Source organism: Viridibacillus arvi, assembly GCF_001274945.1.
In the GTDB taxonomy this organism is placed as follows: domain Bacteria; phylum Bacillota; class Bacilli; order Bacillales_A; family Planococcaceae; genus Viridibacillus; species Viridibacillus arvi.
This window is the reverse complement of the sequence record NZ_LILB01000007.1, coordinates 185,661-201,294: the sequence shown is the minus strand read 5'-3', so window position 1 is coordinate 201,294 and position 15,634 is coordinate 185,661. Positions and strand designations below refer to the sequence as shown.

Sequence of the window (15,634 nt, the reverse complement as noted above, 5' to 3'; positions counted from 1 at the left end):
ATTGAATTTTAGGTATCTAAACCCGAATTCAATCGAAGATGCTTTTTTTATTTGTCTATACATTTGGGGTCAGTCCCAGTAGCTAGAGACCCTTTTCTTTTATAAAAGCTTTTTCACTTCTGTATATTCTTCTTCAGTAAACGCTCGCGAACGTGTTAAAAAACGTTTACCTTCAACACCTTCAAGGGAAAACATGCCTCCACGCCCATTCACAACATCAATAATAAGCTGAGTATGCTTCCAATAATCATATTGGCTTTCGTGCATATAGAAAGGAACTTCTCCTATTAAACCAAGAAGTACATCGACATCTCCTAGGATCAAATCTCCATCTGCATAGCACATCGGTGAGGAACCATCACAGCATCCACCTGATTGGTGGAACATGATAGGTCCATGTTTACTTTTAAGCAAGTCGATTAACGCTAACGCCTCATCTGTTGCGATAACACGTACTACCATGTTCCGAACACACCTTTCTTAGAAGAATCCTTGTGCGCCTTCAGCGTAACTAACTAGTAAGTTTTTAGTTTGTTGGTAATGATCTAGCATCATTTTGTGATTTTCACGGCCAATACCAGATAATTTATAACCACCAAATGCAGCATGTGCTGGGTATTGGTGATATGTGTTTGTCCAAACACGACCTGCTTGGATTCCACGACCCATGCGATAAGCCGTATTCATATCACGGGACCAAACACCTGCACCTAGTCCATATAGAGTATCATTTGCAATTTCAAGCGCCTCTGCTTTGTCTTTGAAAGTTGTCACTGAAAGTACCGGTCCAAAAATTTCTTCTTGGAAAATGCGCATTTTGTTATTTCCTTTAAAGACAGTTGGTTTTACGTAATAACCAGTTGCAAGTTCACCATCAAGTTCGTTTTGTCCGCCACCGATTAAGCACTCTGCACCTTCTTGCTTACCAATATCAATGTATGAAAGGATTTTCTCAAGTTGCTCTTGAGAAGCTTGAGCGCCCATCATGACATCGGTATCAAGAGGATTACCAATCTTAATCTCAGCAACACGTTTTAATGCTTTTTCTATGAATCTATCATAAATAGACTCTTGGATTAAAGCGCGTGAAGGACATGTACATACTTCACCTTGGTTTAGGGCAAACATAACAAAACCTTCAACCGCTTTATCTAAAAATGCATCATCTTGATCCATTACATCTTCAAAGAAAATATTTGGTGATTTACCACCAAGCTCAAGAGTAACAGGAATTAAATTTTGTGTTGCATATTGCATAATTAAACGACCAGTAGTCGTTTCACCAGTAAAAGCAATTTTACCAATTCGTGTACTTGTAGCAAGTGGTTTACCTGCTTCTAAACCAAATCCATTAACAACGTTTAATACGCCTGCTGGTAATAAATCTTGGATTAACTCTAATAATACAAGGATTGATGTTGGTGTTTGCTCAGCTGGTTTTAAAACGATACAGTTTCCTGCCGCTAATGCAGGGGCCATCTTCCAAACACCCATTAGTATAGGGAAATTCCAAGGGATAATTTGCCCCACAACACCGATTGGCTCATGGAAATGATATGCTACTGTGTCATTATCAATTTGACTAATTGAACCTTCTTGAGCTCGGATAGCACCGGCGAAATATCTGAAGTGATCAATTGCTAATGGTAAATCGGCATTTAGTGTTTCACGTACAGCTTTACCATTATCCCAACTCTCAGCTACAGCTAAAAGTTCAAGGTTTTCTTCTATACGATCAGCGATTTTATTTAGGATACGTGCACGTTCAGTAACAGAAGTAGTCCCCCAACTATCTTTTGCTGCATGTGCCGCGTCTAATGCAAGTTCAATATCTTCAGAAGTTGAGCGTGCTACTTTTGTAAACACTTGCCCTGTTACTGGTGATACATTCTCAAAATATTGACCATTTACTGGTGCTACCCATTCGCCTCCGATAAAGTTTTCATATTGCTCTTTAAAGTTGACTAAAGCACCTTCAGTATTTGGATTAGAATAAATCATTATTTATCTCCCCTTTTGCAATAATTTAAAACCGCCCACATAGAATACGCTTACATTTACATTTTTTAAATATATATTCTATTATTCAAGTGGTTGTCTACAATTACTATATTCCCTTATTTCAGAATAAATTACAACTTGTATAGCTCAATTTTTCTGAAAAGAATTTATGCTATCATGTATAATTATATTACTCAAAAAAAGGTGGAAGATTATGCGTATAAATAAGTATTTAAGCGAAGCAGGAATAGTTTCAAGACGCGGAGCTGACAAATGGATAGCAGACGGTAAAGTAACGATTAATGGTGAACCAGCAACTTTAGGGAGCCAAGTAGAAGACGGGGATAAAGTGTGTGTAGACGGTAAACCAGTCGGTAAACAAAATCAATTTGTCTATATTAAATTAAACAAACCAGTTGGTATAACAAGTACAACAGAAAAACATATTAAAGGAAATATTGTAGACTTCGTCAATCACCCACTACGAATTTTCCATATAGGTCGCTTAGATAAAGATTCAGAAGGACTTATATTATTAACAAATGATGGCGATATTGTAAATGAGATATTACGTTCTGAAAACAAACATGAAAAAGAATATATTGTTAAAGTGGATCAACCTATCACTACTCACTTCTTAAAGAGAATGGCTGAAGGCGTAGATATTTTAGATACTACTACTTTACCCTGTAAAGTTGAGAAGTTATCTAGCAATACGTTTAAAATCATTTTAACGCAAGGTTTGAACCGCCAAATCCGTAGAATGTGTTCCTCTTTGGGCTATGCCGTAACAAGCCTACAACGTATTCGTATTATGAATATCGAACTAGATGGCCTACGTGTCGGTGAATGGCGTGACCTAACTGATAAAGAAAGCTCGGAGCTATTTCGTTTACTGAATTATAAACCTAAAAATTAATTTAATGAAAATGATAGATATTTGGGAGGGCTAGACAATGATTTCAATCAAGAGTACAGAAAATTTGACTGGTGCCCGCATTAGTGGCGACTTTTGGGACTTCGAAGAGCTTGTCCATGCACTGCACCACATCACGACTCTTGACGATCTACAATCTTCCTATGAAGGCGTTTGCATTAGGGTTTTAGGTGTATGCTACGATATACGGCTTGCTGCTCAAGGTAAGCATAATATCGAGTTCGTCAAAAATGGAATGCAAAAAGACATTATAAAGTCGCAGAATGTCATTGTTCCCGAACAAAATGTATATCTATCAGTGGAAGTATTGTGGCCAGAGTTACTTTTCACAACAATCGCTCTAAATGAATTATACCGATTACAGCAAGAACATAACAATGGTCATGGGTGGAATCTACATATGACTACCATTCGGAAATTCCAAGCCAATGTAATCGACTGTCTAAAAAATTCAATGGATCCCAGTGATTTCAAACTTTTCATTAATATGCTTCAAGTCCATCAAACATCTATAGTAGAATATGCTGTTCAATATATAGACCTCTTAAACCTGAAGTTCATCGAGATGGCACCAGAAGAAAGACAAGCAAATTTATTAACTTTTGCTTATAAAATTGCATTTGAAGACACTGAATACCTCGTATTAAAAAAACAATTACTAGAAACAGCCAGCATTACCAAAAGCCCCATTCATAAAATGAAGATACCCTTAAAATACCCTAAAGAAATTAAATGGTAATTTAACATTTGGAAGGCGTAAATTGCACAGAATTCATTCTCCAGTCCCCAACAAACAAAGCTCTATGTACTTAGCTTGTTCGAAAAATACGTAAGGCTACTAAATTCAATAGTAGCCTTATTCATTAGCTTATTTTATTTAACGCTTTGGAGATGGAATAAAAATAATGATCGAGCGCTTTCAGCTCAGTATCACACAAATCATCCATTCTATAGGATAAATAAAGTTTCTTTAGATTTTTTAATACTCTTAAAAAATCTAAAGCCAAAACTTTTGGAGTTGTTTTAGCTAAAGTATTTTCACCCTTTGGGGGATGAACAGTAATATTTACATCATGATTTTTGATTTTGAAAGCTAACTTATTATCAGAGGTCTTCCCAAAATCAGAATAGCTGGATTGCTTCTGTTGCAATAGTAAATTTAGAATTCCTTCGCACATACTTTCTATTAACATAAAATGGTGCATCGTTTCAAATTCACACTTACCATTATCCCCATAAGCAAACGTGAGAATAGCATTAAATTCAAATAGATTCGACCAGTGCACTTCTCCATCATGGATATCTATAAATGATTCGTCATTATCCAATATGGTTATCTTAATCATTAGTGTTCACTCCAGACTTAATAGCTATTTATCACTTTATGGTTTATAGATTTTGCTAAAGTATAGACCTGCTATAAGACCCTATTCCTATTAATTTTATATTTTTGCATTAGATAAAACACCTTCGATTAGTTGTACGTATTGTTTACGTACTCGCTCCGAAGGTGTTTCTATTTTTTTATAAATTAAAGTTGAGACACATCTTTTACAAACCACCTAGATATGCTGCCTTAACTTGTTCAGTTTCCTTCAGTTCTTTTGCTGTTCCGGATAACACTACTCTCCCAGTCTCAATAACATAAGCGCGATCCGCAACAGATAATGCCATATGTGCATTTTGTTCTACAAGTAATATTGTAGTACCTTCTTTATTTATTTCCTTTACAATACTAAAAATTGTTTTTACCATAAGAGGCGCAAGACCCATTGATGGCTCATCAAGCAATAATAACTTTGGTTTTGCCATAATTGCGCGACCCATTGCGAGCATTTGTTGCTCACCGCCAGATAAAGTACCTGACTGTTGCTTACGGCGTTCTAGCAAACGAGGGAATAGCTCAAAAACTCGTTGTAAGTCCTTTGCTATACCATCTTTATCTTTACGTAAATAGGCACCCAGCTCCAAATTTTCTTCAACTGTCATATTTGCAAATACACGACGCCCTTCAGGCACATGTGAAATACCGGCCTTAACAATAGATTGTGCTTGCTTCCCTGCAATAGAGGAACCTAAATACTCAATTGTTCCCTGCTTAGGTTTTAACAGACCAGATAAAGTTTTTAATAACGTACTTTTACCTGCTCCATTGGCACCAATTAATGTTACTATCTCACCTTCATTTACCTCTAAGGAGACGCCTTTTAATGCTTGAATATTACCGTAAAATACATTGATGTCATTCACTTTAAGCATATTATTCTGTAACCTCCTCACCAAGGTAAGCTTCAATAACCTTTGGGTTGTTGCGAATTTCTTCGGGGGTACCATCCGCTATTAATTGACCATGATCCAATACATAAATTCGTTCACAAATACCCATTACCAATCCCATATCATGCTCAATTAGTAAAATAGTCAAATCGAATCTCTTTCGGATTAATGCTATTAAGTCCATCAAGTCCTTCGTTTCTTGTGGATTCATACCAGCTGCAGGTTCATCAAGCAGCAGTAGTTTTGGGCCAGCGGCTAGTGCACGTGCAATTTCAAGACGACGTTGCATTCCATACGGTAAGTTTTTTGATAATTCATCTTTGTATTTATCTAGACCAAATATTTTCAAGAATTCGATCGATACTTCTTCCATTTTGGCTTCTCCAGAAAAGAAGCTTGGTAAACGAAATACTGAACTGAAAATGGAGTGCTTCGCTAACGAATGATTTGCTACTTTAACATTATCTAATACTGATAATTCTTTAAATAGACGAATATTTTGGAATGTACGACTGACACCACTTTTTGTTACTTGGTGTGGTGACATATTATTTGTCCGTTTACCATCAAATAAAATTTCACCTTCAGTAGGTTTATACACACCTGTTAGCATATTAAAGCTCGTTGTTTTACCGGCACCATTTGGTCCAATTAAACCAATTAATTCGCCCTGAAATAGCTCTAGATTCAATCCTTGCACTGCCTTTAATCCACCAAATTGAATACCGACATTTTCTACTTTCAGAAGAAGGTTATTGGTCATCTAGATTACCTCCTTTAGAACGCTTACCCAATTTAAAATAGTCTGTAATTTCTTTTGTCCCCATCAAACCTGATGGACGATAAAGCATTACGATAATTAATACTAAACTATAAATAATCATACGTGTTTCCGGGAACTCTGTTAGATACATTGAGACAACTGTCAAAAGTATCGCTGCAATAATTGCACCTGACAAACTCCCTAACCCACCTAATACAACATAAATTAAAATATCAAAAGATTTTAAAAAGCCGAATTGCGAAGGTTGAATGATATAGAAGTTATGTGAGAACAAACCACCTGCAAGACCCGCAAAGAATGAACCTAACGCAAAGGCAACAACTTTATAATAGGTTGTGTTAATCCCCATAGCATCTGCTGCAATCTCGTCTTCACGTACAGCTATGCAAGCACGACCATGCCTAGACTTTGTAAAATTTGCAATGATGATGACTGTAATGAAAACACCAAAGAATGCATAAGTCCAAGTAGTCATTTGTGTAATCTGCATGCCTGCTGCGCCACCAACATAATCCGTATTTAGGAAAATAATTCTAATGATTTCAGCAAAACCAAGCGTAGCAATTGCTAAATAGTCACCTTTCAATCGTAAAGATGGAATACCAACAACTAATCCTGCAAGTGCCGCAACAACTGCCCCAATAAATAATGCAACTGGGAATGGTAGGTCAAAATGCATTGTACAAATTGCCGAAATGTAAGCACCTACTGCTAAGAATCCCGCATGACCAATCGAGAATTGTCCCGTAATCCCTATGACTAGATGCAAACTTACAGCCAAAATGATATTAATGGCAATCGTGATCAATAAATTCGAGTAATACATATCCAATTGATCACTAGTAATCATGAATTGAACAATAGCGTAAACAATAAGAGCAATGATTGCATATAGCCAAAATACTTTAGACTTTTTCATAAGTACCACTCACCTACACTTTCTCACGGGTGTTTTTACCAAAGATACCCGACGGTCTAAAGATTAAAATTAAGATTAAAATGACAAATGCCGCGGCATCTCGCCATAAAGAGAAACCTAAGGCACTAACAATTGACTCTACAACGCCTAGAACCATACCACCAGCCATTGCACCTGGAATAATGCCAATTCCACCCAGCACTGCAGCTACGAAAGCTTTAACCCCTGGAATAACCCCCATTAATGGGTCAATTTTCGTATAATATACCCCGAAAATCACACCTGCTGCTCCAGCTAAAGCTGAGCCAATAGCAAAGGTCGCAGAGATTGTATTATCTACATTGATACCCATTAAGCGGGCCGCCTCTACATCATGTGATACTGCACGCATCGCCTTACCAATTTTCGTTTTATGTACAATAAATTGTAGTATAATCATTAAACTTAAAGAGACTGACAAAATCATAATAGACTGAGCACTGATCTGTGCACCTAAAAAATTGAAAGTACTTTTTGATAAGACATCTGGATACGCTTCTGGTTGAGCTCCTCGGAAATAAATTACACTGTATTCAATTAATAATGACACACCGATTGCTGTGATTAAAGCAGCTATTCTCGTAGCATTCCGAAGCCTTTTATACGCAATACGCTCAATGAGTACCCCGAAAATCGCACAGACTACCATCGCTAAAAGCAATGCTGGGAAGAAACCTAAGCCCCACCCTGATATTGCATAAAATCCGATAAATGCACCTATCATAAATACATCACCATGTGCAAAGTTAATTAGCTTGATAATACCGTAAACCATCGTATAACCTAATGCGATAAGTGCATAAATACTACCGAGTGAAATACCGTTTACTAGTTGTTGCACCCATTCCATAAAATCTCACTCCTTTTAAACCCGCATCGGGTAAGTTAAAACGCGAAAAGGGAGGTCAGTGCCTCCCCTTTCTGTTAGAAAATCATTAAGGATTAACTTTAGAGTTGAACACTTGTTTACCGTCTTTAAATTCAAGAACTGTTGCTGTTTTCACTGGATGGTGATTTTCATCAACTGAGAATGTACCAGTTACTAATGGCAGATCTTTTGTAGCCGCTAAAGCTTTTTGAACTGCTTCACCATCTGTCGATCCTGCACGTTCTATAGCATCTTTTAACCAATACACAGTGTCATAACCAAGAGCGTTAAACGCATCTGGTGCTTTATCTTTATTTTCCGCTTTAAATGCTGATACGAATTTTTGAATCTTTTCATCTGGATCTTCAGAAGAATAATGGTTAGTAAAGAATGTATTATTTAATGCATCTTTACCTGCTAACTCAACCATTTTTGGTGAATCCCAACCATCGCCACCCATAAGAGGCACATCAATACCTGCTTCACGAGCTTGTTTTACAATCAAACCAACTTCTTCATAGTAACCAGGAATATAAATGAATTCTGGTTTTTTAGATTTTAAACGAGTCAATATAGATTTGAAATCTGTATCTTTTGCGATATATGCTTCTTCAGCCACTACTTTACCGCCATTAGCTTCAACTGTTTCTTTAAATGATTTAGCTAAGCCTTTTGCATAGTCACTAGAACTATCAGCATAAATTGCTACATTCTTAAGCTTTAAAGTGTTTGTTGCAAAATTTGCTGCAATTTTCCCTTGGAATGGGTCAATGAAGCACGTACGGAATGCATAATCATTAACAGATCCATCTTCGTTTACTGTTACAGTCGTAGATGTAGCAGATGGTCCAATAATAGGCATTTTATTTTTATTTGCAATTTGCACTGCCGCTACTGTATTACCCGATGTTGCGGAACCAATTTGTGCCACTACTTTTTCTTGAGTTGCTAATTTAATTGCTGCTGATGTTGCTTCAGCTGCATCTGATTTGTTATCAATTTTAACAGGTTTAATTTGTTTACCATCAATACCGCCTGCCTCATTAATCTCAGCAATTGCTAATTCAGCCCCTGCTGCAACACCTGAACCGTAAGATGCTACGCCACCTGATAGCTCTAAGTTCATACCAATTTTAATTACATCACTGTCTTTCCCACCGCTACTACTACCGCCACTAGTTGCACCATCTTTTGCACCACAGCCTGCTAAAGCACCGATGATCAATGAAGAAGCTAGAAATACTGAAGCAAATCTTTTTAGCTTGTTTTTTGATATCATATGAATCCCCCTTTAAGTATAATACTATATTTTTAGATATTTCTGATAATTATAAACAATTAGATTACTATAAGCAATACAGTAAAATAATTTTTAATATATCATCAGTTTTTTACATATTTAGAAGTACATTCAATATATTAAAACATCTTCCCAATTGCGTCTATATTATTTTTCAGTTTATTTAAAATATTCTTATATATTATGTTGATATTATTAATTCATACTATTTATATACTATTATCCTTTTCAAATAGTATATTTATGTCATTTCATACTAATAAAGAAACCTCGAGAAATATAAAATCCCTCGAGGTTTCTTTATTAAAATTAGCTATTTTCTTTTTTTGATAATTTTCCTGGCCAAAATGCGAAGCGTCCAGAAACAGTTGTTAATGCTGGTACTAGTAATGGACGAACTATAAATGTATCTAACAAAATACCGATTGCCGTCACAACTCCAAATTGTACAAGCACTTGAATTGGCAATGTTGCTAATACAGCAAAAGTTCCAGCTAAAATTAGTCCTGCCGAGGTAATGACACTACTCGTATGGACAACACCATCGGCTACTGCATCCTTGTGGCTATGAGTTCGTCGTTTCTTCCATATCTCTGATACCATGAAAATATTATAATCTTCACCTAATGCGACTAAGAATACGAATGAATACAGTGGAATGGATCCTTGAATTGCTTCTGCTCCAAAACCATAATGCAACACTAACCACCCTGCACCCAATGCACCCAAAAATGAAAGAACAACAGTACCTAATAGATAAACGGTTGCTGTAATTGAGCGCAAATACACTAATAATAGTAACGCTATGATAGCAATCATTGTCGGCATAATAACAGATTCATCTCGGGCAATCGTCGTTTTTGTATCATATTGAGTGGCAGTTTCGCCACCAATCCAAAAACTATTTGTGGCATTCTCTATATCAGCTTCTTTTAATAACAAATTAACTTCCTTCTTCAAATCAGGAATATGCTCTAATGATTCAGCAGAATACGGATTATCCGATAGTGTTAATTCATACAACTGAATATCTTTATTATTACTGCCTTGACGTACTTCACTTACATCGTCTATATAATCTAATTTTGCAAGATTTTTTTGTAAATTTACATCCTTACCTTTTGTATCAACAATTACCTTCACTGGAGCAAGTTCTCCAGGAGAAAAATTGTCTGAAATAAGCTTAAATCCTTCTCGTGATTCCATCTCTTCTGGGAATGAAGAAAGAATATCGAAAGTAAATTGTACACGAGGTACGAAAGCAGCTAAGCCCCCAAGTAAAATTACAGTTGCTGTAATAACAAGCCAAGGTCTATGCGTTACTAAACGACCCACTTTACGGCTAAATTTATGCTGTTGTTTCGGTTCTTTATAAGGTTTATTTTTTCGCTTAGCTCTAGCTTTTTCCATATCTACGGTACGTGGAACAAACGGATAAAATGCTACACGTCCAAATAAAACAAGCAATGCTGGTAATAACGTTAGTGACGCAACTCCCATCACTAATATTGCAAAACTAAATGGTACTGCGAATCTTTGAAAAGAACCATAATGTGCGAGTCCAAGCGTTCCTAGACCAATAACAACTGTCAAAGCACTCATTGCAATAGCGCCGCCTGAATCTCTAATAGCAAGTTTCATCGCTTTGTACTTATCTTCTTCATCTAGTAAAATTTCACGATATTTTGATATTAAAAATAAACAATAATCTGTTCCTGCCCCAAAGAGTAGAACGGTCATAATTGATACTGCCTGGGCATCTTTACTAATCCATCCTTGCTCTGCAAAGAAACCTAATGAGGGACTAATAATCCCGTAAGCAAATCCAACGATAATAAGTGGGATTATTGCTAACAGCGGTGATCTGTATAACAAAATAAGTAGGACTAAAACAAGTAATACTGTTGCAATCATTAGTTTAATATCTGCTGAAGAGAACAAACTAACTGCATCAATTTGAATTCCAACTGGTCCTGATAGACGTAGTTGCAACTCATCGCTACCTAATTTTGCAGCAAATGGGTCTTTCCCTAATTCTTCTTTTACAAGTTTTTTAAATTCATCTGTGCTTTTTTCAAGATCATCTGTAATAGCATCTTTATTAAAGAAAATAGGCGTTACAATTGTTGTACCATTTTCAGATGCACTTGCAGCTAAGGCTTGAGGTGGTAACTTACCCAATGGAGGTAATACTGTTTGCTGCTCTAATGGGTTATCAGCTAATTTCTTATATACATTTTGAATAGTTGAATAATCTTCTTCCGATAATTTCCCATCTCTATGCCATACAACTAATAGTGGATTACCCGAGTCATCGGAAAACTCTTGATCAATTAACTTAGCAGCTTGTTGAGACATTGCATCAGCTGGAACATTTTCAGCTGAATCATTTTCAATACTGTTTACTTGTGGCCACATGAATGATAAAACCGTTACGAGCAATACCCACGTTATGAGTGCAATCCAACGTGACTTCTTTCCTCCAACTAATTCTCCCCATGCTTCTAATGGATGTTTTTTCACGCTTTACCACCTTCCTAATACATTTATTTTTATTATATATACTGGTTAGTTAATTTTTCAAGTAGTTTCACCTAATATGCTATAATATACGTAAAATAACCAAGTAGGAGGCGTTCAAGTGAGGCAGAAATCACGTAGCCTTGGGAGACCTCGTCAAAACCAAACGACAAAACCAACAAAAACGATTATTTTAGATACAGCAACAAAATTATTCATTCAACACGGCTATAAAATTGTTTCCATGGATGATGTAGCCAAAGAATGTGACATTACAAAAGCGACTGTTTATTATTATTACTCCACGAAAGCCGATTTATTTACAGATGCTATGGTGCATATGATGCAGCGAATCGCTTTGAGTATTTCACAAATTTTAGCAACAGATGCGCCTTTAAAAGAAAGATTATATCAGCTTGTCAAAATTCAGCTATCTGCAACAATTGATATAGATATGGGAAGCTTTATGCGAGACGCCAAGACGCATTTATCCGATCAACAGCTACAAACGATGAAGGAATCTGAAGAGCAAATGTATAATGCAGTGGAATATGTATTAATAGAAGCTATGAACAATGGTGAAATTCCAAAGTTCGACCCTAAATTCGCCACACACTCCTTCATGTCTTTATTAAACGTAGGAAATTACCGAGATGCACAATCACAATCCATATTTCCTTCCATTGATGAGGCGACAAAGCAAATTGTTGATTTTTATCTTAGAGGTTTAGGTGTTCAATAAAAACACCTAAATCTTTTTATTTTTGAACATTATTAAATAAAGACTAGCTAATACTATACCAAATAAAAGGTGACCAACTATCCACACAGCTAATGCATCGACCGAGGTAAGGGCAGGTGTTCTATTAGATAGTACTGTAGTTGGAAAATACACTAAAGCGATTAATACCGATGTTAAAATTACTACAATTAATTGATGTCTTTTTAAATATTTTTTAAAGTAAATTATGTATACCATAACAGCCGATAACCCAATGGAAATAAGTAGATGCAATAGAAACTCCACAATTTCCGGATAATGATAATTTCCGAAAATAGGAATAAAATCAATATTCAACAACAATGTGTACACTCTTATATTGAATGTGACTTCAACATATTTAAAAAAGAAACCTAGGAAAAGACCTGCGATAGTACCTGCAATAATACTCTTTATAACGAAATCCCTTTTTCTCACTACCATCATCCTTCTCTAATTGTTTACTGGACTATAAATGGAGGTATTACTATGAAAAAAATAATCGTTTGGTTCAGAAAAGATTTAAGAATACACGATCATGCCGCACTTTTTGAAGCTGCTCAACAAGGATGTATAATACCTGTTTTTATTTGGCCATCTGAGCAAGAATTCGAATATGCGGATAGTATTGCTGCAAAGTGGTCACTTCATCAATCATTAATTTCACTGAGACAAAATTTAGCAGCAAAAGGAATACCTCTTATTATACGTAAAGGAAATATCCAAAAAGAATTATTGCAGCTTATAAAAGAAACTTCTGCTGATGCGGTTTTTTATAATAGATGCTACGAACCTTTCATGGTGCAATCCTTATTTGAGATTGAAATACAACTTTCTAAGTCCAAAATTGAAGTACAATCATTTCACGGTAATCTTCTCTATCAACAATTCAACATTTTAAATAAAAACCATGAACCGTATAAAGTATTCACTTCTTACTGGAAGAGAACTATGCAAGAACATGTCTCCACTCCTTATGCCATTCCGAAGATGACTTCTACTCTAGCTACATTACCTGCATCATTAGAAATACATGAACTACAGTTATTATCAACTAACAGCTTAGAATCTAGGCTAGATCAACATTGGGAAATTGGGGAACAAGAAGCGATTAGTCATTGGACAGAGTTTCTAGAATATGGACTTAATAAATATGAACGCTATAAAGATTTCCCTAGCGCACAGGCTACTTCACTTCTATCCCCTTATTTAGTATGGGGGAATATTAGTGTGAAGTCGATTTGGCATTCTATTCAATCCCACGAAATACAAGGTCCATCTACTGAAACGTTTTTAAGACAACTGGTTTGGCGCGATTTTGCATATGACCAGCTAATCCACTTTCCTACTATGCCTATAAAGCCATTGAGAGAAGCATATAACACTTTTCCATGGGAAGGTTCATCAAGTGATTTCAACAAATGGAAGTTGGGACAAACTGGGTATCCATTAGTGGATGCTGGTATGCGGGAATTGCTAGCGACAGGCTATATGCATAATCGAGTGCGAATGGTAGTTGCTTCATTCTTGGTTAAACATTTACTTGTTCCCTGGACAGAGGGATCTAAATGGTTCACGCAAAAGCTAATCGATTTTGATGTCGCCAATAATGCTATGGGCTGGCAATGGACAACTGGCTGTGGCATTGATTCTGCCCCCTTTTTCCGTATCTTTAACCCAGTTGCACAAGGGAAACGTTTTGATCCAAATGGCGATTACGTTCGTCAATGGATACCCGAATTGAAGAATCTTCCCCAAAAATTTATTCATAAACCATGGGAAGCCTCCCAGGAAATATTAGCATTAGCACATTTAGAATTAGGTAAAGACTATCCTTTTCCTATTGTTGAACATAATTTTGCAAGAAAACGTGCATTACAAGCTTATAATCTCATAAAAAAAGCTTAGTTCCCATGAGAGAACTAAGCTTTTTATTATAACTCTTCTTTTGCTACATTTTTCAACAATTTATTTTGGATGGCCAAATATTGATCGACCTCTTCCTCACTTAATACACTGAAAAGTTCCATTGCTAAATCATGTCCCTTTGACTGGGCATCAATTAACACTTTACTTCCCATTTCTGTAATAGCTAATAAAACATGACGACGGTCATTAGCATTATATTGACGTTCTGCAAAGCCATTTTTCACTAGTTTAGTTGCAATATTTGTCATAGCACCTGGAGTATAACCAAGCTTATCTGCTAAAACAGTCTGTTTTTGTGCCCCGTTTATTTTTAACTCACTCAGAGCTAATATAGGTGATATCCCTATATTATGTGGAAACATTTGTGAAAATCGAATGATATTAGCATTGTTAACTAATTCAACTGCATGTATAAGTTTAAAAATATTCGTGTCTCTCAATTTGTCCTCCCCTGATTGCAGAAAAACTTATCTAAGCATTATTGATCCACCATCAGCCATAATTGTTTGACCAGTAATATATTGAGAATCCTCAGAAGCTAAGAATACCGCTACGCGACCGATATCATTTTCAACATCACCAAAACGTCCCAAAGGAATTTTGTTTTTAACTGCTTCATAATATTCTGGTTGAGCTTTTGCCCAAGCTTCTACACCTTGAGAATTTGCAAGCGGTCCAATTATGTTAACGTTGATACCAAAACGGCCCCATTCGTTAGCAGCTACACGTGTAATACCACGAATCGCTTCTTTTGCTGCAGCATATACACCTTGTGTTTCATGTCCAGCTAAACCAGCACCTGAAGCAAAGTTAATAACATTACCTTTTGTTTCCTTCAAGTATGGAAGTGCAGCTTGCATTAAATAGAATGTTGCGTAGAAACCAGTACCAAATGATAGATCAAGATCTGCTTGAGTTGTTTCCTCAATAGATACTTGTTTTGATGCATGAGCATTGTTTACTAAGACATCAATTTTACCATATTTTTCAGCCACTGTCTTCACGATATTACCTAAATTATCACGATCCATAAGGTTAGCTTGGATAAATGATGATTTCGGAGAAATTTCTTGTAATTCTTTAGCCATTGCTTCTCCAGCTTCTTCGTTTAAGTCAACGATTGCAACGATTGCGCCTTCTTTAACCATTGCTTTTGCCATACCGCCACCGATACCGCCAGCTCCGCCGGTAATAATTACTACTTTTTCATCTAATTTTCCCATTAATCACAACTCCTTTTATTCATGAGTATAGTTTAACACTAAAATATTTATTAGTGAAATGAAAGTTCTTCTTTTAA

The 15,634-nt window shown here is 36.1% G+C and carries 16 protein-coding genes; 4 read left to right on the top strand and 12 right to left on the bottom strand.

Annotated elements, in window-relative coordinates; all coding sequences use genetic code 11:
* Nucleotides 1-99: 99 nt before the first annotated feature.
* A complete protein-coding gene (locus tag AMD00_RS18405; protein WP_053418500.1) occupies nucleotides 100-462 on the bottom strand; it encodes a DUF779 domain-containing protein in 363 nt (120 codons plus the stop codon).
* 18 nt (nucleotides 463-480) lie between these two features.
* Entirely contained in the window at nucleotides 481-2,001 is a 1,521-nt protein-coding gene (gene adh / locus AMD00_RS18400; RefSeq protein WP_053418499.1) for an aldehyde dehydrogenase, read from the bottom strand.
* Nucleotides 2,002-2,215: 214 nt separating this feature from the next.
* On the opposite strand from adh, the gene rluF reads away from it, so the two are divergent.
* Both rluF and AMD00_RS18390 read left to right on the top strand, forming a co-directional pair.
* Nucleotides 2,216-2,920: a 23S rRNA pseudouridine(2604) synthase RluF gene (rluF, locus tag AMD00_RS18395; RefSeq protein ID WP_053418498.1), complete on the top strand. Its 705-nt coding sequence runs from the start codon at nucleotides 2,216-2,218 to the stop codon at nucleotides 2,918-2,920.
* A 37-nt stretch (nucleotides 2,921-2,957) separates the two neighbouring features.
* Complete coding sequence (locus AMD00_RS18390) at nucleotides 2,958-3,677, top strand: DUF6904 family protein (RefSeq protein ID WP_053418497.1); 720 nt, start codon at nucleotides 2,958-2,960, stop codon at nucleotides 3,675-3,677.
* A gap of 124 nt (nucleotides 3,678-3,801) precedes the next feature.
* On the opposite strand, the gene AMD00_RS18385 is transcribed toward AMD00_RS18390, so the two are convergent.
* The 7 genes from AMD00_RS18385 to AMD00_RS18355 all read right to left on the bottom strand — a co-directional run bounded on the left by AMD00_RS18385 (nucleotide 3,802) and on the right by AMD00_RS18355 (nucleotide 11,648).
* Nucleotides 3,802-4,284 carry a hypothetical protein gene (locus AMD00_RS18385; protein ID WP_053418496.1) on the bottom strand — a complete coding sequence of 161 codons (483 nt, stop codon included), beginning with the start codon at nucleotides 4,282-4,284 and terminating at the stop codon, nucleotides 3,802-3,804.
* 205 nt (nucleotides 4,285-4,489) lie between these two features.
* Nucleotides 4,490-5,197 (bottom strand): ABC transporter ATP-binding protein, encoded by a 708-nt coding sequence (locus AMD00_RS18380; RefSeq protein WP_053418495.1) that lies wholly within the window; start codon nucleotides 5,195-5,197, stop codon nucleotides 4,490-4,492.
* A 1-nt stretch (nucleotide 5,198) separates the two neighbouring features.
* On the bottom strand, nucleotides 5,199-5,978 hold the full coding sequence (locus tag AMD00_RS18375) for an ABC transporter ATP-binding protein (protein ID WP_053418494.1): 780 nt from the start codon (nucleotides 5,976-5,978) through the stop codon (nucleotides 5,199-5,201).
* Nucleotides 5,968-6,918: a branched-chain amino acid ABC transporter permease gene (locus AMD00_RS18370; protein WP_053418493.1), complete on the bottom strand. Its 951-nt coding sequence runs from the start codon at nucleotides 6,916-6,918 to the stop codon at nucleotides 5,968-5,970. The genes AMD00_RS18375 and AMD00_RS18370 overlap by 11 nt, the downstream gene beginning before the upstream one ends.
* A 13-nt stretch (nucleotides 6,919-6,931) precedes the next feature.
* The gene (locus AMD00_RS18365) at nucleotides 6,932-7,807 is read right to left on the bottom strand and encodes a branched-chain amino acid ABC transporter permease (protein ID WP_038178956.1); all 876 of its coding nucleotides are present in this window, start codon (nucleotides 7,805-7,807) and stop codon (nucleotides 6,932-6,934) included.
* 85 nt (nucleotides 7,808-7,892) lie between these two features.
* Nucleotides 7,893-9,104, bottom strand: coding sequence for an ABC transporter substrate-binding protein (locus AMD00_RS18360; protein WP_053418492.1), 1,212 nt, complete (start codon nucleotides 9,102-9,104; stop codon nucleotides 7,893-7,895).
* Between the two features lie 330 nt (nucleotides 9,105-9,434).
* Nucleotides 9,435-11,648, bottom strand: coding sequence for an MMPL family transporter (locus AMD00_RS18355; protein WP_053418491.1), 2,214 nt, complete (start codon nucleotides 11,646-11,648; stop codon nucleotides 9,435-9,437).
* A 118-nt stretch (nucleotides 11,649-11,766) separates the two neighbouring features.
* On the opposite strand from AMD00_RS18355, the gene AMD00_RS18350 reads away from it, so the two are divergent.
* Nucleotides 11,767-12,387 (top strand): TetR/AcrR family transcriptional regulator, encoded by a 621-nt coding sequence (locus AMD00_RS18350; protein ID WP_053418490.1) that lies wholly within the window; start codon nucleotides 11,767-11,769, stop codon nucleotides 12,385-12,387.
* Between the two features lie 6 nt (nucleotides 12,388-12,393).
* Here AMD00_RS18350 and AMD00_RS18345 read toward each other — a convergent pair whose 3' ends face one another.
* Nucleotides 12,394-12,843: a hypothetical protein gene (locus tag AMD00_RS18345; RefSeq protein WP_157059300.1), complete on the bottom strand. Its 450-nt coding sequence runs from the start codon at nucleotides 12,841-12,843 to the stop codon at nucleotides 12,394-12,396.
* Between the two features lie 51 nt (nucleotides 12,844-12,894).
* Between AMD00_RS18345 and AMD00_RS18340 the strand changes: the two genes are divergently transcribed.
* Nucleotides 12,895-14,313, top strand: a complete 1,419-nt coding sequence (locus tag AMD00_RS18340; protein ID WP_053418488.1) for a cryptochrome/photolyase family protein — start codon at nucleotides 12,895-12,897, stop codon at nucleotides 14,311-14,313.
* Between the two features lie 26 nt (nucleotides 14,314-14,339).
* Here the strand turns inward: AMD00_RS18340 and AMD00_RS18335 are convergent, their stop codons facing one another.
* Together AMD00_RS18335 and AMD00_RS18330 are read right to left on the bottom strand one after the other, a co-directional pair.
* Nucleotides 14,340-14,774 carry a MarR family winged helix-turn-helix transcriptional regulator gene (locus AMD00_RS18335; RefSeq protein WP_053418487.1) on the bottom strand — a complete coding sequence of 145 codons (435 nt, stop codon included), beginning with the start codon at nucleotides 14,772-14,774 and terminating at the stop codon, nucleotides 14,340-14,342.
* Between the two features lie 27 nt (nucleotides 14,775-14,801).
* Entirely contained in the window at nucleotides 14,802-15,557 is a 756-nt protein-coding gene (locus AMD00_RS18330; RefSeq protein ID WP_053418486.1) for an SDR family NAD(P)-dependent oxidoreductase, read from the bottom strand.
* Nucleotides 15,558-15,634 lie beyond the last annotated feature (77 nt).